This is a genomic window from Sphaerisporangium krabiense (assembly GCF_014200435.1).
In the GTDB taxonomy this organism is placed as follows: domain Bacteria; phylum Actinomycetota; class Actinomycetes; order Streptosporangiales; family Streptosporangiaceae; genus Sphaerisporangium; species Sphaerisporangium krabiense.
Window position 1 is genome coordinate 5,127,976 of the sequence record NZ_JACHBR010000001.1, and the last position, 19,867, is coordinate 5,147,842.

Consider the following 19,867-nt stretch of genomic DNA (forward strand, 5'->3'; position numbering starts at 1 on the left):
TTTGACGACCCTGGCCGTCGCCGACGTCCGACGTCCGGGCTACTGCTGGTAGCCCTCCACCTCGTTGACCGGGCGGGGACTCGCGAAGTCCGGGTCCTCGCCGAACTCCCTGCGGGCCTTACGCTGCCGGAGGAGGTCCCAGCACTGGTCGAGCGCCGCCTCCAGCTCCTTGATCCGCGCCCGCTCCTCCTGCGAGGAGACCTCCCCCGTGGCGGTCCGGTCCCGGAGATCGTGCTCCTCCGCGATGAGATCCTTGATCTTCGCGAGTATCTCGCCGTCCTGCATGTCCCAACCTCCTCGATGTCCCTACGGGAGCTTACGGTGTGGGGGTCCGCACCGGGGTGACCCCTTGATCGCCCCCCGCCTTCACGCCGGCCGTCCGCCGTCTGGTACGGTCATGCGTATGCTGCGCGGGCTGCTTCTTAGCCGCCGCGGCGAGGGCCTGTAAGAGGCCGGCTCCCTCGCCGCGGAGCTGAGCCATGCGCGTCGGCCGATCGAGGATGAGAATCCCGGTGGCGACCTCCCTCCCGTGCACGTCCACGGAACCCATGAGATCAGCACGTTCAGGCATGCCGTCCTGACGCGCGCCGCCGCCGCCGGTACCGATACCGATCAGGAGCATGTCCATGCATTCGCAGTACCCGCAGCAGCAGCCGTCCCCGATGCCCTTCCGCCGCTATCAGCCCTTCACCCCCGTACGCCTGCCCGACCGCACCTGGCCGGACAAGGTCATCGACCGCGCCCCCCAGTGGTGCGCCGTGGACCTGCGCGACGGCAACCAGGCCCTGATCGACCCCATGGACTCCGACCGCAAGATGCGGATGTTCGAGCTGCTGGTCCGCATGGGATACAAGGAGATCGAGGTCGGCTTCCCCGCCGCCTCCCAGACCGACTACGACTTCGTCCGCCAGATCATCGAAGAGGGCCGCGTCCCCGACGACGTGGTCATCCAGGTCCTCACCCAGGCCCGTCCCGAGCTGATCGAGCGCACCTTCGAGTCCCTGCGCGGCGCCAAGCAGGCCATCGTCCACCTGTACAACTCCACCTCCACGTTGCAGCGCCGCGTGGTCTTCGGCCAGGACAGGGACGGCATCACGGCCATCGCCGTCGAGGGCGCCAAGCTGTGCCGCAAGCTCGCCGAGCAGATGACCGGCACCGAGATCTACTTCCAGTACTCGCCGGAGTCCTTCACCGGCACCGAGCTGGAGTACGCCGTCGAGGTCTGCAACGCCGTCACCGAGGTCTGGCAGCCGACTCCCGACCGCAAGGTCATCGTCAACCTGCCCGCCACCGTCGAGATGGCCACCCCCAACGTCTACGCCGACCAGATCGAGTGGATGAGCCGCAACCTGGCCCGCCGCGACTCGATCGTCCTGTCCCTGCACCCCCACAACGACCGCGGCTCCGCCGTCGCCGCCGCCGAGCTGGGCTACCAGGCCGGCGCCGACCGCATCGAGGGCTGCCTGTTCGGCAACGGCGAGCGCACCGGCAACGTCTGCCTGGTCACCCTCGGCATGAACCTGTTCTCGCAGGGCGTCGACCCTCAGATCGACTTCGGCGACATCGACGAGATCCGCCGCGTCGTCGAGTACTGCAACCAGCTCCCCGTCCACCCCCGCCACCCCTACGGCGGCGAACTGGTCTACACGGCCTTCTCCGGCTCCCACCAGGACGCCATCAAGAAGGGCCTGGAGGCTCTGGAGCGCGACGCCGTCGCCGCCGGGGTGCCCGTGGACGAGTTCGCGTGGGAGGTCCCCTACCTGCCCATCGACCCCAAGGACGTCGGCCGCACCTACGAGGCCGTCATCCGCGTCAACAGCCAGTCCGGCAAGGGCGGCGTCGCCTACATCATGAAGGCCGAGTACGGCTTCGACCTGCCGCGCCGCCTGCAGATCGAGTTCTCCGGCGTCATCCAGGCGCGCACCGACGCCCAGGGCGGCGAGGTCAGCCCCGCCGAGATGTGGGACGCCTTCGCCGACGAGTTCCTGCCGAACCCCGACAAGCCCTGGGGACGCGTCGGCCTGCTGGCGCACCGCAACGTCTCCCAGGTGGACCAGAAGGACGCCATCAGCGCCGACATCCGCCTCGACGGCGAGATCCGCGAGGTCGAGGGCGTCGGCAACGGCCCCATCTCGGCCTTCGTCGACGCCCTGGGCAGCGTCGGCGTCGAGGTCCGCGTCCTCGACTACACCGAACACGCCATGAGCGCCGGCAGCGACGCCCGCGCCGCCGCGTACGTCGAATGCCAGGTGGGCGACCAGGTCCTGTGGGGCGTCGGCGTAGACGCCAACTCGGTCACCGCCAGCCTGAAGGCCATCCTCTCCGCCGTCAACCGCGCCACCCGCTGACCTCGCCCAGCCGTCGAGCCACCACCCGCCGAGGGGGCGCCCGACCCCCTCGGCACACGGCTGTCCAGCGACGTGCGGTGGGCCTGCCGTCTCAACGGAACGAGCGGCGGTAGGCGGCGGGGGTGGTGTTCAGGGTGTTGTGGAAGCGGCGGCGGAGGTTCACCGCCGAGGAGAGGCCGACGCGCTGGGCGATGGTCTCGACGGACAGGTCCGTCTCTTCCAGGAGGGCGCGGGCGCGGGCTATGCGGCGGTCGAGCAGCCAGCGGCCGGGGGAGATGCCGAGCTGGTCGGCGAAGTGGCGGCTGAAGGTGCGGCAGGACAGGCCGGAACGGGCCGCCATGTCCTCGATCGTCAGCGGGCGGTCCAGGTTGGCGGTGATCCAGTCCAGCAGCGGGGCGAGCGAGTCGGGCACCGGGCCGGTGGTCGGCAGTTCGGGGTACTGGCGCTGGCAGCCCTCCCGGTGCGGGGCGGCCGCCAACTGGCGGCCGATGCGCATCGCCAGGGCGGCGCCGTGCTCGCGCCTGACCTGGTTCAGGCAGAGGTCGATGGTCGTGGCGGTGGCGCCGGCCGTCGCCACGTCGCCGTGATCCACGTAGAGCACGGACGCGTCGGGCCGCATGCGGGGGAAGCGCACGGCGAGATCGGCGGTCAGTTCCCAGTGGGCGGCGGCGGTGCGGCCGTCCAGGAGGCCGAGGGTCGCCGGGACGTAGATCCCGCAGGCGACGGCCATGATCCGCATGCCGCGGGCGTGGGCCGCGAGGACCGCGGCGCCGAGGCCGGGGGAGACCGTCACCGGTGAGCTCCAGCCCGCGATGAGAAGGGTGTCGGCCTCGGCGAGGGCCTCCAGCCCCCGCTCGACGATGATGTCGACGCCCATGGTCGTCCGGATCGGCCCGGGGTGTTCGGCGCAGAGCGTGAAGTCGTAGTGCTCGGGGATGTCCGGGCCGTGGTAGCCGAAGACCGCGGAGGCGCAGGTCACCGGATACATCTCCTGGAGCGAACCGACCATGGCGACCACGCGCTGCTTCATGGCATGAATGTACCTAATGATGTCATTGTGGACACCTGTGCCGGGCTTTCTGGATGTTCACAGTAGATGGTCATGGAGTTCAGGAAATGACCGCACTTTCCGAGTGCGAACAACCCCTCACCGCACCGGCCAGGCTCTGGACCAGGGACTTCGTCCTGTATTTCGGCGCCAGAGCGGTGTCGTTGCTCGGCGACGCGATGCTGCCCGTCGCGACCGCGCTGGCCGTCGGCGCGATCTACGGGGTGTCCGGCGTCGGCTACGTGCTGGCCATCTACACCGCCCCGTTCGTGCTCTTCATCCCGTTCGGCGGAGTGTTCGCCGACCGGTTGGGCGCCCGCACCATGATGGTCGGCGCCGACCTCATCCGGATCTTCACCCAGACCGCGGTGGCCGTCGCCTTCTTCGCCGGCGCCCCGCCGCTCTGGCTGCTGCTGTCGGCGTCGTTCCTGTCCGGTACGGCGACCGCGATGTTCCAGCCCGGGGTCAACGGCATGGTCCCCCTCGTCGCCAAGGACCCGCAGCACGCCAACGGCACCCTGAAGATCGCCGACGCGGCCACCCAGCTCGGCGGGCCCGTCCTCGCGGGCGTGCTGATGACGCTGACCGGCGCTGGCGCCGTCTACGCCGTCGACGCGGGAACGTTCCTGCTCAGCGGCCTGTGCCTGGCCCTCATCCGGCTGGCTCCCGCCGCCGCCGGGGCCAAGGCGCGCTCGACGGTCCTGGTGGACCTGCGCCGCGGCTGGCTGGAGTTCCGCTCCCGCAGCTGGATGTGGTCGGTGATCCTCATCTGGGTGTTCTTCGGCATCCTGGTCTTCGGCCCCTACATCCCGCTGGGCTCGCGCCTGATCGGCGACCGCCTCGGCGACGCCGCCTACGGCTGGGTGATGGCCGGCCTCGGCTGTGGCACCGTTCTCGGCGGGCTGATCGCGATCAGGCTCCGGCCGTCGCGTCCGCTCGCCGCCGGTGGCGTGGCCATCTTCGGGTTCGGGTTCATGCCGCTGACGGTGGCGCTGGAACCGCCGCTGCCGTGGCTGATGGCGGGCCACCTGGTGGGCGGGATGTCCTTGGCGTTCTGGTCGGTGATGTGGGCGACGAGCGTCCAGACCCAGGTCGCCCCCGACGTCCTCAACCGGGTGAGCGCCTACGAGATCGCCGGGTCGGTGTCCGGAATCGCCGTCGGGCAGGCGCTGGTCGGACCGGTCTCGCAGGTCGTCAGCCCTCGGGACCTGCTGTTCGTCTCCGCCGGCGTCAGCTTCGCGGTCTGCGCGGCCCTGCTGCTGACGTCCCCGGTCCGCCGGCTGCGCCGCGCCTGACCCCCGGGTGGGCCCGCCTCAGGTGGCGGGTGGGGCGGGCGCCTGTCCGGTGGGCGGGTGGAGTGTGGTGACGCCGGTGAGGATGAGATCGATCCCGGCGAGGAACTGCTCGCGGTCGTCGTGCTCGCGCACCTGGTTCGCGACGGCCCGGGTGAACGGGTAGTCGTCGGGGTCGAGCTCCTCCCATGCCCTCGACGCGGCGTCGAGGAACTCGGCGCGGTCCGCGTCGGACGCCAGTACGCGGGCGTTCGCGGCGTTCTGCCCGGCGGCGCCGAGGATGTAGTGCACCAGCGCCGAGGCCGCCGTGAACCAGTCGCCCTCGGGCACGCCCAGCGCGCGGACCCGCCGGCCGATGCTCTCGAAGATCCGCGGTGTCACCAGCCCCCAGGGGCTGCGGGAGAGCTGCGTGGCGAGCTGCGTGGCGAGCCACGGGTGTCCGGCGATCGCGTCGAACAGGCCGAGCGCGATGGCGCGGATCTCGTCCTGGGGCGTGCCCGGGGCCCCGGCGGGCTCGGTGGCCAGAGCGGCGGCGACGACGGCGTCGGTGGCGGCGTCGAGCAGCCCGCCCCTGTTCCCTACGTGCCAGTAGATCGTCCCGGGCCCGGTGGCCAGGCGCTGGGTCAGCGCCCGGACCGTCAGCCCGCCCTCGCCGGCCGCGTCGAGCAACTCGACGGCGGCCTCGACGATGCGCTCACGGGAGAGCGCCTCTGTGCGCCGCTGTGCCGGGCGCGTCCGCGAAGCCATGGTGCCATCTTGACATGTCTGGAGCATCGTTCCAACATGGAGCACTGTTCCAGAATGGAGCACTGTTCCAACGAGGAAGCCGTACCGGACCTCGCCGGGCGGCTTCGACCGCGAAGGAGCCACGATGCACACTCCCGTCACGATCATCGGCGCCGGGCTCGGCGGACTCACGCTGGCCCGTGTCCTGCACGTCCACGGCATCCCCGCCACCGTCTACGAGGCGGAGGCGTCCCCGGCCGCGCGCACGCAGGGCGGGATGCTCGACATCCACGACTACAACGGGCAGCTCGCCATCGAGGCGGCCGGCCTCATGGACGAGTTCCGCGGCCTCATCCTGGAGGGCCGCGAGGCGATGCGGATCCTGGACCAGGACGGGGCCGTCCTGTTCGAGAAGGCCGACGACGGCACGGGCGGACGCCCCGAGGTGCAGCGCGCCGAGCTGCGACGGATGCTGCTCGACTCGCTCCCCGCCGGCGCCGTCCGATGGGGCCACAAGGTCACGAGCGCCCGTGCCCTCGGCGACGGCCACCACGAGGTGACCCTCGCCGACGGGGGCACCGTCACCACGAGCCTGCTGGTCGGCGCGGACGGCGCGTGGTCACGGGTCCGGCCGCTGCTCTCCACCGCCACACCCGAGTACACCGGCACGTCGTTCGTCGAGTTCTACCTGTTCGACGCCGACACCCGGCATCCCGCCGCCGCGAAAGCGGTCGGGGGCGGGTCGCTGATGGCGCCCGCGCAGGGCAAGGAGATCCACGCGCACCGGGAAAGCGGCGACACCCTGCACACCTACGTGATGCTCACCAGGTCGCAGGACTGGTTCGCCGCCATCGACTTCACCGATGCCGCCACGGCCACCGCGCGGATCGCGCGGGAGTTCGCCGGCTGGGCCCCGGAGCTCACCGCGCTGATCACCGACGGCGACACCGAGCCGGTCCTGCGCCCCCACTACGCGCTGCCGATCGGGCACCGGTGGGATCGGGTGCCCGGGGTGACCCTGGTAGGCGACGCCGCCCACCTCTCGGCCCCCAACGGCGAAGGCGCCAACCTGGCCATGTACGACGGCGCCGAGCTCGGCAAGGCCCTCGCCGCGCACCCGGGCGACATCGAGACCGCCCTCACCGAATACGAACAGGCCATGTTCCCCCGCGCCGTCGAAGCCGCCACCGACGACACCCACATCCGCGAGCAGTTGTTCGGCGACGACGTCCCCCAAGGCTTGATCGATATGTTCACCGACCACGAGTAGACCCGGCCGGCCACTCCTCGCGTGGTCCCAGGGCATGGGGTGCCGGGGTACGGCGGACGCGTCTTGTACGCGGGTGTGCGCCAAGATGGGGCGGTGGACTTCGAACCGTACCGAGCCGAGTTGGTGGCGTACTGCTATCGGATGGTGGGTTCGTTCCACGAGGCCGAGGACCTCGTGCAGGAGACCATGCTGCGGGCGTGGAGGGCCAGGGAGCGGTACGACGCCTCCCGCGCGTCGGTGCGGACCTGGCTGTACCGCATCGCGACCAACGTCTGCCTGACCGCGCTCGAGGGCCGTGCGCGGCGGCCGTTGCCGTCCGGGCTGGGCGCGCCCAGCGACGATCCCGAGGCGCCGCTCACGCCCGCCCTCGACGTTCCCTGGCTCCAGCCGTTTCCCGACGCCCGGTTCGAGGTGGGGATACGGGCCGACATGCGGCTCGCGCTGGTGGCGGCGATGCAGACGCTGCCGGCGCGGCAGCGCGCGGTGCTCGTGCTGCGTGAGGTCCTGCAGTTCAGCTCCGCCGAGGTGGCCGTCCAGCTCGGCTCCACGGTCCCGGCCGTCAACAGCGCCTTGCAGCGGGCCCGCGCCGCCCTGGCGGAGGCGGGCGAGGCCGTCGACCCCGCCGAGGTCAGCGAGCCGGACGACCCGAAGGTGCGCGAGGTGATCGAGCGGTACATGCGGGCGTTCGAGACGGCCGACGTCCCCGCGCTCGTGCGCCTCCTCACCGAGGACGCCGTGCTGGAGATGCCGCCGGTGCCGCTGTGGTACCGGGGCGGCCACGACTACGGCAGGTTCATGCGCCGTTTGTTCGCCATGCGCGGGACGGGCTGGGCTCTCAGGCGTCTCCGCGCCAACGGGCAGCCCGCCCTCGCCGCGTACGTCCCTGAGCCCGGGGGCGGGCATCGCCCGCACACGCTCCAGGTCTTCACGGTCACCGGTGGCCGGATCGCCCGCAACGTCGTGTTCGCGGACTCGACGGTGTTCGAGGCATTCGGCCTGCCTGACCGGATCCCTTGAACGAGTTCGACCGGCCGCGATGAGTCGGGCCGATGCCGCCGGTACGTAGGGGTGAGCATCGATCGAAAGGGACCCCCATCGTGAGCGTCATCGTCATTGAGTTCATCACCCTGGACGGGATCGTGTCCGATCCTGACGGCTCCGCCGGCACACCGGCCGGCGGCTGGGCGTTCCGGCACGGGCCCGGAACGGTCGCCGGGGACAAGTTCCGGCTCGGCGGCATCCTCGACGACGGCGTGATGCTGCTGGGACGCACGACCTGGCAGTTGTTCTCGCGGCTCTGGCCGGGACGCGATGACCCGTTCTCCGCGCGGATGAACGCCGTGCCGAAGCTGGTCGCCTCCCGCACGCTGACCGACGCCTCGGCATGGGCGAACTCGCGGCTCATCGACGGCGACCTCGTCGATGCCGTCAAGCGCGAGCGGCGTGACGTGGTCGTCACCGGGAGCCTGAGCGTCGTCCACGCGCTGATGGCCGAGGACCTGATCGACGAGTACCGGCTGCTGACCTTCCCCACCATCCTCGGCGCCGGCGAACGGCTCTTCCCCGCCGGCGGCCCGCCCACGCACCTGGAGTGCCTCTCGGCCGACCCGGCCGGCGCCGCGGTCCTCACCCGGTGGTCGCGCGCCGGACGCGGTGTCGGTGGGGGCCGCTACCATTCGTGATCATGTCGATGTGGCTGAACCTTGCGAAGATCGATGGCGAGCTGCTGGAGTCCGTGCGGGCGAAGCCCGATCTGATCGGCGCGATCTTCTCCGAGGACGGGCAGGCGCCTGCCGGCTTGCCGAGCGAAACCGACATGTTCGGATACGACTACCAGGCCTTCAGTGTCATCGCGGAGGCCAGGGCCGAGGCCGAGCATGAGGGCGAGGGATGGCGGACCTGCTATCCCTGGTTCGCGGCGGCGATCGGCGAGACGGGCGAGAACGACATCGAGGAATACGAGTTCGGCTACGGCCCGGCGTTCGTCCTCGACCCCGCCCAGGTCGCCGCGATCGCGAAAGGCCTGATGGCCGAGGGATGGGGCTTCGGCGCCACCCGGCAGTCCCCAGGAAGCGGCGCCTATGAGGGGTTCGAGGACCTCGGGCCGTTCTACGCGGCGGCGGCGCGGGACGGCAAAGCCGTCGTGGGAGGGGTGAGCTGATCCCTCTGCCGTGGCCACCGCTGACGTCGACACCATCAACATGGGTCATGTCAGTGCTGTAGGCCATGGTGGGGGCTATTCCCGGCGTCTCTGAGGGTTGGAATGCGGGACGGAATACATGACGGCGTCGACATTTGCAAGGACGCCGTTCGCCGTTAGCCCACCTTAGAACCGGGCGGCCACCATACGCTGCCCACCTAGGCGCGCAGCCACATGGCCGCACGGTGGACGAGCCGCGGACAATCGCCGCGCTCACTGCCCGGTATGACGCGATAAGGGCGGAAGCCTTACCGTTTAAGCAGTCGGTAAAGCTCCTAGAGAGAGTGGTGACTCAACGTGGCAGCTAACCTGCGAGGTGCCCGTTGGCGCAAGAGCTCTTTCAGTGCGGACACGGGCACCTGCGTGGAAGTCGCGTCGAATCTGCCGGCTGTTCTCGCGGTGCGTGACAGTAAGAACCCGGCGGGTCCCGCGCTGGTCGTCGCCCCGGCCGAGTGGTCGGCGTTCCTGAACGGCGTCCGCTCCGGACGGTTCGAGGCCTGACGAGGTCCGCTTCCGCCGTTCTCCGAGCGTCGCGATCTCTCCTCGGAGAACGGTGGCCAGGCCAAGCACAGGTCGCCGGAGCGGGTTGGGCGGAGTGCGTCGGCGGCGCGGGGCCGCTTCAGGGGGCGGGGCGGCGGGTGATCAGGACGCGGTCGCGGAGGACCAGGCGCCGGCGGTCGCGGTCGGCGGCGAGGATGCGCATGGTCTGCAGGTCGTCGATGACGCTGTCGAGGTCCCATCCCTTGGCCTGGAACTCGCCGGTCAGGTAGCGCAGCACGGCGGGGTTGCCGTCCTGGCCGGCCAGCCGGGCGACCGAGAGACGGGAGACCAGCAGGGCGTGCGGTTCGGCGAGTTCTATCTTGCGGGTCGAGGCGAGCAGGTGCCAGCAGTTCAGACAGGCGAGCACGCCGGTGATGACCACGCCGGGGACGGGCTCGGTGAAGAAGGGAGCGGTGACCATGCCGGCGGCGCCGAGCACGGCCTGCACGTCCTTGCGGAAGTTGTAGACGACGTTCTTCCATGACCTGCTGTGCACGACCACGGTGTTGCCGACGTGCCGGAACTCGATGACCTGGCGCGAGGAGTCGTGCCCGGCTCCGAGGAACGCGGTCACCGCCTCGTCGCTCACCTCCTTCAGCGAGGCGCCGTCGAACGGGACGGGGGACGTCGCCGGGGCGGGCTCGTCGATCACGGGTGATCTCCTCGGTCGAGGTCCGGCAGGCGGTTGCCGATCATGTGGTGGAACGCCGAGGCGGTGCCGAAGTAGGCGCTGGCCAGGCCGTCGGAGGACTCCAGCCGTAAGGCCTCCTCCGCCATCAGCCGCTCCGCCGCCTCGATCCGCGCCTTCGGTTCCGGGTGGGTGTGCAGGGCCGAGGGCCTTCTGGCGTCGAGGGTCGTCAGGAATCCGATCAGTTTGAGCACGGTGCCGATGCAGAAACCGGCCGTGCCCCGGGCCGTTCCCCGCTTGAAGAGCGGCGCCTCCATATAGGAGAGGAACGGTTCGACGCACCGTCGCAACGCCCATTCGTCGGCGGCGAGTTCCTGGGCGGCCGACAGGCCGGCGTCGGCGGGTGACACGGCGCCGTCGAAATGACCGAGCTCGATGTGCGCGAGCTCGTGGTGGATGAGGAACGACCAGCAGGCGAGTGACGCGATGGTGACCATGACGGTCCACATCGGGTTCGCCATGATGTCCTCGGGCAGGTAGCCGTGCCCGAAGGTGGGCGGGGTGGACTCCGCCATCCACCGGTCGCTGATGATCGAGGCGAGGCCGTCGATGATGAGCTGGGGAGAGATGTTGAACATGGGCCGGCCGTCCGGGCCGGGGGTGGTGGAGGAGATGACCGCCGCGAACTCGTCCACCAGGCGCACGAACTGGGCGCTGGCGATGATCATGCAGCCCTCGTCCACCTGGTAGGTGACCAGGTTCGGGACCAGGAACGCCCGGTGCTCGTCCTCCAGCGGGTCGTACAGCATCGTGCGCGGCACGGTGCCGATCAGGATGTCGGGAGGCGGCTTCAGGCCGAGCAGCCCGGTCGTGGTGACCAGCGGATCGTCGGGGTAGGAGAAGCGGAGCCCGTACAGGTGTCGTACCGCGTCGGAGCCCCCGGTCCGGGCGGTGGCGGTGAGGAACGCGTCCAGGTCGTCGGCGAAATGCGGCAGAAAGAACTGCCCGGCGGATTCGTACAGTTCGCGGTACCGCGCCATCAAGGCTTCGTTTCGCGGAGGCAGGCGGTGACGCCTGGCGACCCATAATCGCATTCGTAGCAGTTTCATGGTCTCGGAGAGCAATCCCACCACCCGCCCTGCCGTGATCGGCGATCGACTTCGCCCCCGTACTCAACTCTACTGTGCGGCGGCGAGGGGGAATGAGGCTCTTTCCGCCGGTCGGCACGGTCCGAAATCCGCCCGCCATCCCGACAAAACGGCTATTACTCTTAAACCAACGTGGCAGCTGAGGTGCGAGGTGCCCGGTGGCGCACGAGCTCTTTTCCTGCGGATACGGGTACCCGCGTGGAACTCGCATCGGACCTGCCGCGTGTGTTCGCGGTGCGTGACAGCTGGTTCGAGCGTCAGGAGGACGCGATGCCCCACCCGTACGCCGACACCCTGCGCCTGCCTGGTGCCGATCTCCACTACCAGGTGCGTGGCCAGGGACCGGCGCTTCTGTTGATTCCCGGCAGCAACGGTGACGCGGGCCTGTACGAAGCCCTGGCCGAGTTGCTCGCCGACCGGTACACGGTGATCAGTTATGACCGGCGCGGCTTCTCGCGCAGCACGCTGGAGGAGCCACCGCCCCATGGATGGACCCCCGCCGGGTGGCTGAGGACGCACACCGAGGACGCCCGGCGCCTGCTGGCGGCCGTCGCCACCGGCCCGGCCCACGTGCTGGGCAGCAGCGCGGGCGCGGTCGTCGGGCTCGCGCTGGCCGGGAGCCACCCCGACCTGGTCACGCGGCTGGTCGCCCACGAGCCGCCCCTGACACCCCTGCTGCCGGACGCCGCCCGGTGGCAGGACTTCTTCGAGGACGTGTACGTCACCTACCGGCGCGAGGGGATCGGCCCGGCCATCCAGGCGTTCGCCGCCGGGACCGGGCTGGGTGAGCTGCGGAAACCGGCCGACGCCGATGCCGGGCTGCTCCGCCGGGTCATGGGCAACTTCGACTTCTTCCTCGCGCACGAGGTCCGGCAGGCGCCGTGCGTCCACCCCGACCTGGCCGCGCTGGACGCGCAGCAGGGACGAATCGTGATGGCCGGGGGCGAGGCACGCGAGTCGTTCTGCTACCGCACCAGCGCCGTCCTGGCCGACCGGTGGGGACGGGATGTGGTCGACTTCCCGGGTGACCACACCGGCTACTGGTCCAGGCCCGCCGATTTCGCCGCGACGCTGGCCGATGTCCTCACCCAGGACTAGACGCGCAGCAGGAGCAGGGAGGCGAAGCCGAGGGTGGCCCGGTAGCCGTTGAGCCACAGCTCGCGGTGTTCTCTCGCGGCGGCGAGCGCCTGGTCGCCGTCGGGGCCGGGGTGCTCGGCGGCCCAGCGGGACAGGGAGCCGGTCCAGGACCACTCGTACTCGTCCCACTCCTCCAGCGTGCTCACATGGGCGTAGACGGTCAGCCATCCCTCGGACTCCGCCGTCTCGACCGTGCCCGCCAGGTCACGGTAGTCGCCGATGACCTCGGCCAGTTCGGGGGTGGGCGGCCGTTCCCAGAATCCCTCACCTACCAGCGCGAGCCCGCCGGGGCGTACGAACCGGGCGATCGCGTCCATCGTCGGCTTGAGGCCGCCGAAGGCGTGCGTGGAGCCCATGCACAGCACGAGGTCGTACGGCTCGGGGGCGGAGAAGCGCTCGGCGGGTGAGGAGTGGAGCGAAATCCGGTCGGACAACCCTCGCGCGGCCGCCGCCCGTCCGGCGGAGGCGAGGGCGTGCGGTGAGATGTCGACACCGTCGGCCACCGCGGAGGAGACCAGCTCGAGCGCCCGCAGCGACCATTCGCCCTCGCCGCACCCGACGTCCAGGACCCGGGCCGCCTCCGGCAGCGCGGCCCGCCGCAGCAGCCGATCGAGGTTCGCCTCAGAAACGGGCGCGGCGATCGGATGATCCCGGTGCGCGATGGCACTGAGCAGATCTCGTTCCATCCGCCCATCATCCCAATCCGCGGAACCCGGAGCCGGAGGTCGTCCCCCGAAATGGTCCTCCGCTCCGCTCCGGGCTGTTTCTCCCAGGGGCTCCGCCCCTTCGACCCCGAGGTTCACCCCGGACCTGTCGCCGGGTCGGGTTCGCGACGGGCTCGGCCAGACCGTCACCGGCTCAAGGACGTGCGGGCTCATGCGGTGAGGATGATCTTGCCGGATACCGTGCCGGATTCGGCCAGGCGCAGGGCGTCGGCGGCCTGGGTGAGGGGGAGTTCGGCGGCGATGGCGGGGGAGATGGCGCCGGCTTTCAGGGCCGTGAGGACCTGGGTGAGGTCGGTGTGGAGCCTGGTGCGGAAGCGGGTCCTGGCGAGGGCGCGGCCGGCCCAGATGTTGAAGAAGTAGGCGCGGCGGCGGTTGGGCAGGGCGTTCCACAGCCACGTGCGGAGGAGGATCTTCAGGACCGGCCACTGCTTGGAGCCGGTGTCGTCGCGGGTGGAGGCGCTGCCGTAGGAGACGAGGGTGCCGCCGGGGGCGAGCAGCCGCCAGGAGTCGACGACGCCGCGCCCGCCGACGTGGTCGAAGACGGCGTCCACGCCGCCGGGCGCGAGCTCCCGCACCCGGGCGGGAACGTCCTCGGTGCGGTAGTCGACGGGGGTCACGCCGAGACCGCGCAGGGTGTCGTGGTGGCGCGCGGACGCCGTCCCGATGACCCGTACGCCCGCGTTGCGGGCCAGTTGGACGAGCATCATGCCGACCCCGCCGTTGGCGCCGTGCACGAGGATCGTCCGCCCGGCGCGGACCCGCGCCTTGCGGTGCAGCATCTGCCACGCCGTGACGCCGTTGACGACCGCGGTCTCCGCCTCGGCGGCGCCGACGCCGTCCGGCACCTCGACGACGTCCGCCGCGTCCAGCGGCACGTGGCTGGCCCAGGCGCCGACCTTGGTGAGCGCGGCGACCCGTGCGCCGGCCAGGCCGGGCCTGACACCCGTGCCGGTCGCGATCACGGTGCCGACCAGGTCGTAGCCCGGCACGAAGGGGAAGGGCGGCTGGTCGTAGTAGCGGCCGCGCCGCATCTGCTGCTCGGCGAACGACACCCCGGTCGCCTCCATGCGGATCAGGACCTGTCCCGGGCCGGGTACGGGGACGGGGGTGTGCCGGATCACGAGCCCTTCCGGCTCGACCTTGCCCGGCAGGACCACCTCGACGCGCTCTGCCATGATGACCTCCGTTACATGCTCTTGTGTTGATTAGAGGTTATAACTGAAGCGTGGCACGGCTCCGGTGCGCCGTCAAGGCGGCCGGATGAGATCTGTTAGATTGACTCCCGTCCGCGATAGGGTGTAACCATCCGAACGGCGAGGTGGTGGCATGGCGAAGACCGCGGAGTCTCCGCGTGAGCGGTACCGGACGCAGGTGCGTACGGAGATCAAGGAACGGGCTTGGGAGCAGATCGCCACCGCCGGGGCGTCCGCGCTGTCCCTCAACGCGATCGCCAAGCAGATGGGCATGAGCGGCCCGGCGCTCTACCGCTACTTCGCCGGCCGCGACGAGCTGATCACCGAATTGGTCAGGGACGCCTATCGCAGCCTCGCCGACGCCTTCCTGGCCGCCGCCGCGGACGGCGCCGACCTGCACGGCCTCGCGCACGCGCTGCGCCGCTGGGCGCTGGCGGATCCCCAGCGGTACATGCTCATCTACGGCACGCCCATCCCCGGCTACCACGCCCCTGACGACATCACCGCGATCAGCGGGGAGATCATGGCGGTCCTGCTCGACGCCTGCGAGGCGCCGTCCGCCGGAACCGCGACGACCGGCTTCGACGACCACCTCGACGAGCACCGGCGGTGGGACGGCGGGAAGCCGGTCTCCCCTCAGACGCTGCGCCTCGCCCTGTCCTGCTGGACGCGCCTGCACGGCGTCCTGTCCCTGGAACTCGCCGGCCACTTCACCGGGATGGGCTTCGACCCCGCCCTGCTGTTCGCCGCCGAACTCGACGCCCTGCTCGGCCGCTGACCCCGCCGGGCCGGTGCGTCATCGCATGCGGGCGCCCGGATCAAAGGCTGGACAGGAAGGCGAGGACCATGAGGATGATCAGGAGGCCGGCGAAACAGGCCGCGCCGATGGCCAGGCAGCCGCCGAACGTCAAGCCGGAGCGGGCGGGGACCACAGGCATGGTGCCGGGTGGGCGCAGGGGCATGCCCGGGGGGACGTACGGCGCCATGTGGCCGGGCGGCCGCCCGAACGCTCCCGTCAGGCCGGTGGGGTTCGCCGGGCCGGTCGGCGTGAGGGGGTAAGGCCAGGCGGCCGAGGGGGGATACCCCATGCCGGCCGGACCGGAGGAGGCGGGGGAGGCGCCGCCCGGAGGGCCGGGGCGGTGAGCGGTGCGCGGGGGGCCAGAGAACGGGGGATAGGCCGCGCCGGTGCGGCCGGGGGTTCCCGGTCGCGGCGGCATGCCGGACGGCGGCACGGGACGGCCGCCGTGCGCGCCGCCGGGACGGCCGCCGTACGGGGTCCCTCCCGGGCCCGCGGGGTAGCCGGGGCCTGCCGGGCGTCCCGGATACCCGGGGCCGGCCGGGCGGACCGGCCGGGTCGGGGGCACGGGGCCGCTCGCGAAGCCGGGAGGTCCCGCGGGACCGGGCGGGGTACGGCCGTCGCCGGGCGCGGGACGGTCGGTGTTCCACTGGGGAGGGCCGGGCGGGGCGACGGGGGACGGCGGGTCGGGGGCGCGGCGTTCGTCGCAGACCATGCAGCGGACCTGCTGGGCGTCGTTGTAGGTGTCGCAGGCCGCGCACTGCCATGTAGTACCTGCCATGGCACCCCCTGCCGATCGACCCACTCCGCCGAACGCGCCCCGTCCGGCGGCTCGCGTGCCGTCTTCCGGGGCGCTACTTCCGTCCTCATGGACGTTACCGCTCACCCTCAGGGGACCGGTCCCGCCGGCGGTCAAGGGCGTGGACCGTTCTCCCCCTCGGTGTCGCCTTCCGTCCTCACGGTACGTCCTCGGGTTCGCGGGCGGGCGGCGCGGGCGTCAGAGGCTGTGCGCGATGGTGTTAATGATTTCATCCATTTCGACGTCCTGGAGACCTTCGCCCGCTTTTGACGGGAACTGCATGGTGAGGCTCCACTCGTCGGTGATGCCGGTCCACGGCTCGGTGTCGGGGGCGAACAGGACGAGCCGCTTCGCCGAGTGCTCCATGACGGCCGTCTGGCTGCTCGCGTACCCCCACTCCTCGAACAGCTCGTCCATGGTGCGCGGGATGTGCATCGGGTAGGTGTGCGCGGCCATGGCCTCCGGCGTGCCGATCGGGTGCGCGGGGGCGTCGGTGAACAGGACGATGACGTGACGCCGCCGGTCCAGGCCCTTCTCCCACGGCGCGTTGATGGCCAGCGCGAGGGCCTCGAGCCCGGACTCGGGGAAGTCGCCGCCGCCGGTCGCCTCAAGACGGCGCACGAACCTCTCGAACTCCGGCGCCTGGTCGGGAAGGACGAAGAAGTCGCTCTCCTCGATCGCGTCGTCGGCGCGGTCGGCGAAGTCGCGGAAGCCGATCACCCTCAGCCGGAGCTGGCTGATCGCCTTGCCCGACCGCGTCATCACGGACTCCAGCCGCTCGTGGAACGACAGGGCGCTCTCTTTGACGGTGTCCAGCACCGGGCGCATGCTCTCGGTCACGTCGATGCACAGCACGATGTCGACCGCGTACCGCAGGTTCCCGGTGTGCTGCTGGCCGGTTGTCATTGCCGGTTGGTCCCTTCCGATCGTTCGCGAGCCCGCCGGGACCGTCCCGGCCGGGCCGTGGGGTCAGCGACGGCCGTCGCCGAGGTTGATGCGCACGCGCGAGCCCGGCCGCGGGGGAGGGGGCATGGCGGGGCCGGCCCCCTCGGGTGGCCGTACGTGCAGGACGCACGCCTCCGGATCGCCAAGCGTAGCCAGGAACGCGGAGACCGGCGGGCGCGCGGCGGGATCCAGGGCCGTCATGGCCGTGAGCAGCGCGCGCACGGGCGCGCTCAGCCGGTCGTCCATGCGCAGGGCCTCGCCCGCCATCACCGCGTCGGCGGGGGAGTCGTGCCGGTCGTCGAACCCGGGGATCGCGCCGGTCAGGTACCGGTGCGCCATGAGCCCGAGCGCGAAGACGTCCACCGACGTCGTCAGGTGCTCAGGAAGCGCGTCCGGATCGCCCTGGACGTACCGCCGCCACTCCGGCGCGCCGTACACCGAGTCGCCCGTGATGGTCTCCCGGTCGGGCGGCCCCCCGGAGATGTAGGAGTCGTCGAAGTCGATGAGCTTGGCGGTGTGGAAGGCGCGCGGGTTCTTCTTCTGGATGAGCACGTTGGACGGCTTCAGGTCGCCGTGGACGACGCCGATGCCGTGCAGCAGCCCGACGCTCAGCCCGAGGGTCTTCAGCAGCACCGACTTCCCGCGCGGGGTGAGGCCGTGCGGCTCGTCCAGGGGAGAGGGGACGATGCGCTCGGTCACCTTGTAGTACGTCGTGCCCTCGTGGAAGAAGTCCGTGGCAAGGACCAGGTTGCCCGCGCCGGTCACGTCGTGGGAGAGCCTGTCCATGATGGCCCGCTGGCGCCGCTCGAACTCCTCGCACTCGCGCAGCCGCAGCGCCTTGCTCGCCGCCGACGCGGTGGAGCCCTCGCGGGGCCGCTTCGGCTCCAGGAAGCGCTTGATGAAGTGCTCGCGCCCGCCTCGCACCGCGAAGGCCCACACGCACTTGCCGCCGCCGTCGTTGGTCGGCTCGCTGACGACGTGGTAACCCCTGATCACTGCGCCGAGCTTCATCTCGTCCCTTCGCGCGGCGGCGGCATGAGCTCCTCGTAGCACCGCCGGTAGTCCTGCCAGGCACGCTCCCGCCACCGCGTGCGCGCGGTCTGGTCGCCGTCCTCCGCGCCCGCGTGGCGCTCCTCCAACTCGCGCAGGCGAGGCGTGAACCCCTCCCTCAGCTCGTCGAGGCCGGCGAACCCGAACGCCGCCAGGCTCAGGGACGCGTCGTCCGCCGAGTACCCCGAGACGCGGTCGGCAAGCCGCTCGGCCCAGTCGCGTTCGTCCCGCGACTCGGCGAGCGTGCCGAGCAGGTGGCGCTCGAAGTCCGACGGCGTCTCGACGTACCCGAAGAAGCCGTCGGTCGCGCAGACCAGCACGCACGGGGTGTCCAGCGGCGCGCGGTGGGCCTCGACGCTGAAGGGGCGGTCGGCGCACAGCATGTTCGTCAGCGGAGGGTCCTGCAGGAGCTGTTCCAGCGCGTCGGTCTCGACGGTGTGGTCGCGGGTGAGCGCCCGCAGCCCCGCGCCCGGCGTGAGCGCGTACGCCCGGGAGTCGCCCGCCCACAGCGCCTCGCACTCCACCCCGCCGTCCACCGCCTTGTAGCGGATCGCGGCCATCGTGGACGGCAGGTCCCTGCGCATCGAGCTGATGAGCTTGCTCGTGGTGCGGGGACGCGCCGCGGTCAGCTCCGCCGCGAGCCTGCCGCGCAGGTCCTCGGCCTCGAACGGCGCGCCGGCCGCGAGGCCGTCCAGGAACCAGGACTCCACGCACGCGCGGGCCATGCGCGACCCCGCCCAGGCGCCGGTGCGGGGAAGCCCGGTACGCGACCGCCAGACCACCGCGGCGCCCGCGCCGCCCGCGCCGTCGAAGACCCCGACGATGCCCTCGCGGGTCGGGCCGTGATGCACCAGCAGCGGGTCCGCGTCCTCACCCAGCCCGGCCCGCCGCTCCGTCCACACCCCGAGCGCCAGCCACTTCTCACCCCGGTGATGCCACACGGCCGCGCCCTCACGCGGACGGTCACGCGGCACCTGCGCAGGGGAAAGGGCGGCGTGCCCGGAGCCCTCCTTGGCGCCGCCGGCATGGCCAGGGCCGCGCCCGAGGTGGCCGGCGTGCTGGGCCGGGGCCCGCTCTGCCTCCTCGGCGTGCTCGGTCGCCGGCTCGCCCATCGCCGCCCCTCCGTTCCGCGTCCGCGCCTCGTCCTCGAAGCCCGCCGCCCGCGCCCGCCCCATGACCGGCCGTTGGGCGGATCGCAGGCATTCGCCCCGTGTGCGCATCGTATGGCGCGAGGGCCCCTCGCCGCGCCGGTTGTCGGGTGCGGCGCGTGCCGGGTTCCGGACCGCCCGGTCAGTCGCCGAAGCCCAAGAGGCGGGCCTGGCACAGGGCGTGGTGGTCGAACGCGGCGGCCGTGTCGGTGATGACGTTGTTGTACATGCCGAACAGCTCGAAGCTGACCACGCCGTAGATCGACGTCCACGCCATCACCGCCTGCATGATGACCTCGTCGGGCAGCGCGAAGAACAGGGACTCGCGCAGCCCCGCCGCGTCCTCGGCGAAAGAAGGCGGCGTGGGGGGGAGTCCCTGGGGGTGGGGCGCGAGCCGTCCCGCCCGGTGCGCTTCGCCCAGGATCGCCGCCATCACGATGCCGTCCCGCGCGGCGGCCGCGGCCGTGTCCCGCGGGGCGACGTAGCCGGGCACCGGCGAGCCGTGGATCAGCGCGTACTCGTGCGGATGGGCCAGCGCCCACGTCCGGATGGCCCGGCAGGCGGCCATCCACCGCTCCAGATACGCATCCCTGGGACACGCCGCGTCCGCCTCCTCGACCGCCGCCCCCACGGCGTCGAAGGCCTCGATGATCAGCGCGGTGAGCAGTTCGTCCCTGCTGGGAAAGTAGCGATAGATCGCCGACGACACCATCCCGAGCTCCCGCGCCACAGCCCGCAACGACAGCCCCGCGGCCCCCTCCACCGCGAGCTGCCGCCGCGCCGCCTCCTTGATCTCCCCGACCAACTCGGCCCTGACCCGCTCCCGCGCGGTACGACTGGCGTTCATCCTGCCACTGTATCAGAGCACTGCATT

General features: G+C 71.4%; 22 protein-coding genes. 9 read left to right on the forward strand and 13 right to left on the reverse strand.

All coding sequences use genetic code 11. From position 1 onward, the window contains the following. Positions 1 to 39: 39 nt before the first annotated feature. Together BJ981_RS22545 and BJ981_RS22550 are read right to left on the reverse strand one after the other, a co-directional pair. Complete coding sequence (locus BJ981_RS22545) at positions 40 to 285, reverse strand: DUF2630 family protein (protein WP_184613473.1); 246 nt, start codon at positions 283 to 285, stop codon at positions 40 to 42. Positions 286 to 316: 31 nt separating this feature from the next. Next, a complete protein-coding gene (locus tag BJ981_RS22550) occupies positions 317 to 628 on the reverse strand; it encodes a hypothetical protein (protein ID WP_184613475.1) in 312 nt (103 codons plus the stop codon). Between BJ981_RS22550 and leuA the strand changes: the two genes are divergently transcribed. Further along, positions 627 to 2,348, forward strand: a complete 1,722-nt coding sequence (gene leuA, locus BJ981_RS22555) for a 2-isopropylmalate synthase (protein WP_239139008.1) — start codon at positions 627 to 629, stop codon at positions 2,346 to 2,348. The genes BJ981_RS22550 and leuA overlap by 2 nt on opposite strands. A gap of 91 nt (positions 2,349 to 2,439) precedes the next feature. Here the strand turns inward: leuA and BJ981_RS22560 are convergent, their stop codons facing one another. Further along, positions 2,440 to 3,378, reverse strand: coding sequence for a helix-turn-helix domain-containing protein (locus tag BJ981_RS22560; RefSeq protein ID WP_184613477.1), 939 nt, complete (start codon positions 3,376 to 3,378; stop codon positions 2,440 to 2,442). 86 nt (positions 3,379 to 3,464) lie between these two features. Here BJ981_RS22560 and BJ981_RS22565 point away from each other — a divergent pair, with 86 nt between their 5' ends. Further along, complete coding sequence (locus BJ981_RS22565; protein ID WP_184613479.1) at positions 3,465 to 4,691, forward strand: MFS transporter; 1,227 nt, start codon at positions 3,465 to 3,467, stop codon at positions 4,689 to 4,691. Between the two features lie 18 nt (positions 4,692 to 4,709). On the opposite strand, the gene BJ981_RS22570 is transcribed toward BJ981_RS22565, so the two are convergent. Next, entirely contained in the window at positions 4,710 to 5,435 is a 726-nt protein-coding gene (locus BJ981_RS22570; protein WP_184613480.1) for a TetR/AcrR family transcriptional regulator, read from the reverse strand. A gap of 124 nt (positions 5,436 to 5,559) precedes the next feature. Between BJ981_RS22570 and BJ981_RS22575 the strand changes: the two genes are divergently transcribed. The 5 genes from BJ981_RS22575 to BJ981_RS22595 all read left to right on the forward strand — a co-directional run bounded on the left by BJ981_RS22575 (position 5,560) and on the right by BJ981_RS22595 (position 9,385). After that, positions 5,560 to 6,684 carry an FAD-dependent oxidoreductase gene (locus BJ981_RS22575; protein ID WP_184613481.1) on the forward strand — a complete coding sequence of 375 codons (1,125 nt, stop codon included), beginning with the start codon at positions 5,560 to 5,562 and terminating at the stop codon, positions 6,682 to 6,684. Between the two features lie 93 nt (positions 6,685 to 6,777). Then, on the forward strand, positions 6,778 to 7,701 hold the full coding sequence (locus BJ981_RS22580) for a sigma-70 family RNA polymerase sigma factor (protein WP_184613482.1): 924 nt from the start codon (positions 6,778 to 6,780) through the stop codon (positions 7,699 to 7,701). An 80-nt stretch (positions 7,702 to 7,781) separates the two neighbouring features. Next, a complete protein-coding gene (locus BJ981_RS22585) occupies positions 7,782 to 8,366 on the forward strand; it encodes a dihydrofolate reductase family protein (RefSeq protein ID WP_184613483.1) in 585 nt (194 codons plus the stop codon). Positions 8,367 to 8,368: 2 nt separating this feature from the next. Next, a complete protein-coding gene (locus BJ981_RS22590; RefSeq protein ID WP_184613484.1) occupies positions 8,369 to 8,845 on the forward strand; it encodes a hypothetical protein in 477 nt (158 codons plus the stop codon). Positions 8,846 to 9,181: 336 nt separating this feature from the next. Then, positions 9,182 to 9,385 (forward strand): DUF397 domain-containing protein, encoded by a 204-nt coding sequence (locus tag BJ981_RS22595; RefSeq protein WP_204070006.1) that lies wholly within the window; start codon positions 9,182 to 9,184, stop codon positions 9,383 to 9,385. A 118-nt stretch (positions 9,386 to 9,503) separates the two neighbouring features. Here the strand turns inward: BJ981_RS22595 and BJ981_RS22600 are convergent, their stop codons facing one another. Beyond that, the gene (locus tag BJ981_RS22600) at positions 9,504 to 10,076 is read right to left on the reverse strand and encodes a hypothetical protein (protein ID WP_184613485.1); all 573 of its coding nucleotides are present in this window, start codon (positions 10,074 to 10,076) and stop codon (positions 9,504 to 9,506) included. Beyond that, the gene (locus BJ981_RS22605) at positions 10,073 to 11,092 is read right to left on the reverse strand and encodes a phage exclusion protein Lit family protein (protein WP_184613487.1); all 1,020 of its coding nucleotides are present in this window, start codon (positions 11,090 to 11,092) and stop codon (positions 10,073 to 10,075) included. The genes BJ981_RS22600 and BJ981_RS22605 overlap by 4 nt, the downstream gene beginning before the upstream one ends. Positions 11,093 to 11,398: 306 nt before the next feature. On the opposite strand from BJ981_RS22605, the gene BJ981_RS22610 reads away from it, so the two are divergent. Next, a complete protein-coding gene (locus BJ981_RS22610; protein WP_204070005.1) occupies positions 11,399 to 12,298 on the forward strand; it encodes an alpha/beta fold hydrolase in 900 nt (299 codons plus the stop codon). Here the strand turns inward: BJ981_RS22610 and BJ981_RS22615 are convergent. Both BJ981_RS22615 and BJ981_RS22620 read right to left on the reverse strand, forming a co-directional pair. Next, positions 12,295 to 13,023, reverse strand: a complete 729-nt coding sequence (locus BJ981_RS22615; protein ID WP_184613488.1) for an SAM-dependent methyltransferase — start codon at positions 13,021 to 13,023, stop codon at positions 12,295 to 12,297. The two genes, BJ981_RS22610 and BJ981_RS22615, sit on opposite strands and share 4 nt — an antisense overlap. A 188-nt stretch (positions 13,024 to 13,211) precedes the next feature. Then, on the reverse strand, positions 13,212 to 14,237 hold the full coding sequence (locus BJ981_RS22620; RefSeq protein ID WP_184613490.1) for a medium chain dehydrogenase/reductase family protein: 1,026 nt from the start codon (positions 14,235 to 14,237) through the stop codon (positions 13,212 to 13,214). Between the two features lie 151 nt (positions 14,238 to 14,388). Here BJ981_RS22620 and BJ981_RS22625 point away from each other — a divergent pair, with 151 nt between their 5' ends. Next, positions 14,389 to 15,033 (forward strand): TetR/AcrR family transcriptional regulator, encoded by a 645-nt coding sequence (locus BJ981_RS22625; RefSeq protein WP_184613492.1) that lies wholly within the window; start codon positions 14,389 to 14,391, stop codon positions 15,031 to 15,033. A gap of 40 nt (positions 15,034 to 15,073) precedes the next feature. Here the strand turns inward: BJ981_RS22625 and BJ981_RS22630 are convergent, their stop codons facing one another. From BJ981_RS22630 to BJ981_RS22650, 5 genes are all read right to left on the reverse strand, one after another. Beyond that, complete coding sequence (locus BJ981_RS22630; protein ID WP_184613494.1) at positions 15,074 to 15,832, reverse strand: hypothetical protein; 759 nt, start codon at positions 15,830 to 15,832, stop codon at positions 15,074 to 15,076. Positions 15,833 to 16,048: 216 nt separating this feature from the next. Beyond that, positions 16,049 to 16,756 (reverse strand): vWA domain-containing protein, encoded by a 708-nt coding sequence (locus BJ981_RS22635; protein ID WP_184613496.1) that lies wholly within the window; start codon positions 16,754 to 16,756, stop codon positions 16,049 to 16,051. A 63-nt stretch (positions 16,757 to 16,819) separates the two neighbouring features. After that, complete coding sequence (locus tag BJ981_RS22640; protein WP_184613498.1) at positions 16,820 to 17,806, reverse strand: protein kinase domain-containing protein; 987 nt, start codon at positions 17,804 to 17,806, stop codon at positions 16,820 to 16,822. Next, positions 17,803 to 18,957 (reverse strand): protein phosphatase 2C domain-containing protein, encoded by a 1,155-nt coding sequence (locus BJ981_RS22645; RefSeq protein WP_184613500.1) that lies wholly within the window; start codon positions 18,955 to 18,957, stop codon positions 17,803 to 17,805. The genes BJ981_RS22640 and BJ981_RS22645 overlap by 4 nt, the downstream gene beginning before the upstream one ends. A 178-nt stretch (positions 18,958 to 19,135) precedes the next feature. Then, the gene (locus tag BJ981_RS22650; protein WP_184613501.1) at positions 19,136 to 19,840 is read right to left on the reverse strand and encodes a TetR/AcrR family transcriptional regulator; all 705 of its coding nucleotides are present in this window, start codon (positions 19,838 to 19,840) and stop codon (positions 19,136 to 19,138) included. Positions 19,841 to 19,867 lie beyond the last annotated feature (27 nt).

What these genes read in the sequence shown, in the direction of transcription:
- BJ981_RS22545 (WP_184613473.1), bottom strand. Translation starts at nt 285, where the DNA reads ATGCAGGACGGCGAGATACTCGCGAAGATCAAGGATCTCATCGCGGAG.
- leuA (WP_239139008.1), top strand. Translation starts at nt 627, where the DNA reads ATGCATTCGCAGTACCCGCAGCAGCAGCCGTCCCCGATGCCCTTCCGC.
- BJ981_RS22550 (WP_184613475.1), bottom strand. Translation starts at nt 628, where the DNA reads ATGGACATGCTCCTGATCGGTATCGGTACCGGCGGCGGCGGCGCGCGT.
- BJ981_RS22560 (WP_184613477.1), bottom strand. Translation starts at nt 3,378, where the DNA reads ATGAAGCAGCGCGTGGTCGCCATGGTCGGTTCGCTCCAGGAGATGTAT.
- BJ981_RS22565 (WP_184613479.1), top strand. Translation starts at nt 3,465, where the DNA reads ATGACCGCACTTTCCGAGTGCGAACAACCCCTCACCGCACCGGCCAGG.
- BJ981_RS22570 (WP_184613480.1), bottom strand. Translation starts at nt 5,435, where the DNA reads ATGGCTTCGCGGACGCGCCCGGCACAGCGGCGCACAGAGGCGCTCTCC.
- BJ981_RS22575 (WP_184613481.1), top strand. Translation starts at nt 5,560, where the DNA reads ATGCACACTCCCGTCACGATCATCGGCGCCGGGCTCGGCGGACTCACG.
- BJ981_RS22590 (WP_184613484.1), top strand. Translation starts at nt 8,369, where the DNA reads ATGTCGATGTGGCTGAACCTTGCGAAGATCGATGGCGAGCTGCTGGAG.
- BJ981_RS22605 (WP_184613487.1), bottom strand. Translation starts at nt 11,092, where the DNA reads ATGGCGCGGTACCGCGAACTGTACGAATCCGCCGGGCAGTTCTTTCTG.
- BJ981_RS22615 (WP_184613488.1), bottom strand. Translation starts at nt 13,023, where the DNA reads ATGGAACGAGATCTGCTCAGTGCCATCGCGCACCGGGATCATCCGATC.
- BJ981_RS22620 (WP_184613490.1), bottom strand. Translation starts at nt 14,237, where the DNA reads ATGGCAGAGCGCGTCGAGGTGGTCCTGCCGGGCAAGGTCGAGCCGGAA.
- BJ981_RS22625 (WP_184613492.1), top strand. Translation starts at nt 14,389, where the DNA reads ATGGCGAAGACCGCGGAGTCTCCGCGTGAGCGGTACCGGACGCAGGTG.
- BJ981_RS22630 (WP_184613494.1), bottom strand. Translation starts at nt 15,832, where the DNA reads ATGGCAGGTACTACATGGCAGTGCGCGGCCTGCGACACCTACAACGAC.
- BJ981_RS22635 (WP_184613496.1), bottom strand. Translation starts at nt 16,756, where the DNA reads ATGACAACCGGCCAGCAGCACACCGGGAACCTGCGGTACGCGGTCGAC.
- BJ981_RS22640 (WP_184613498.1), bottom strand. Translation starts at nt 17,806, where the DNA reads ATGAAGCTCGGCGCAGTGATCAGGGGTTACCACGTCGTCAGCGAGCCG.
- BJ981_RS22645 (WP_184613500.1), bottom strand. Translation starts at nt 18,957, where the DNA reads ATGGGCGAGCCGGCGACCGAGCACGCCGAGGAGGCAGAGCGGGCCCCG.
- BJ981_RS22650 (WP_184613501.1), bottom strand. Translation starts at nt 19,840, where the DNA reads ATGAACGCCAGTCGTACCGCGCGGGAGCGGGTCAGGGCCGAGTTGGTC.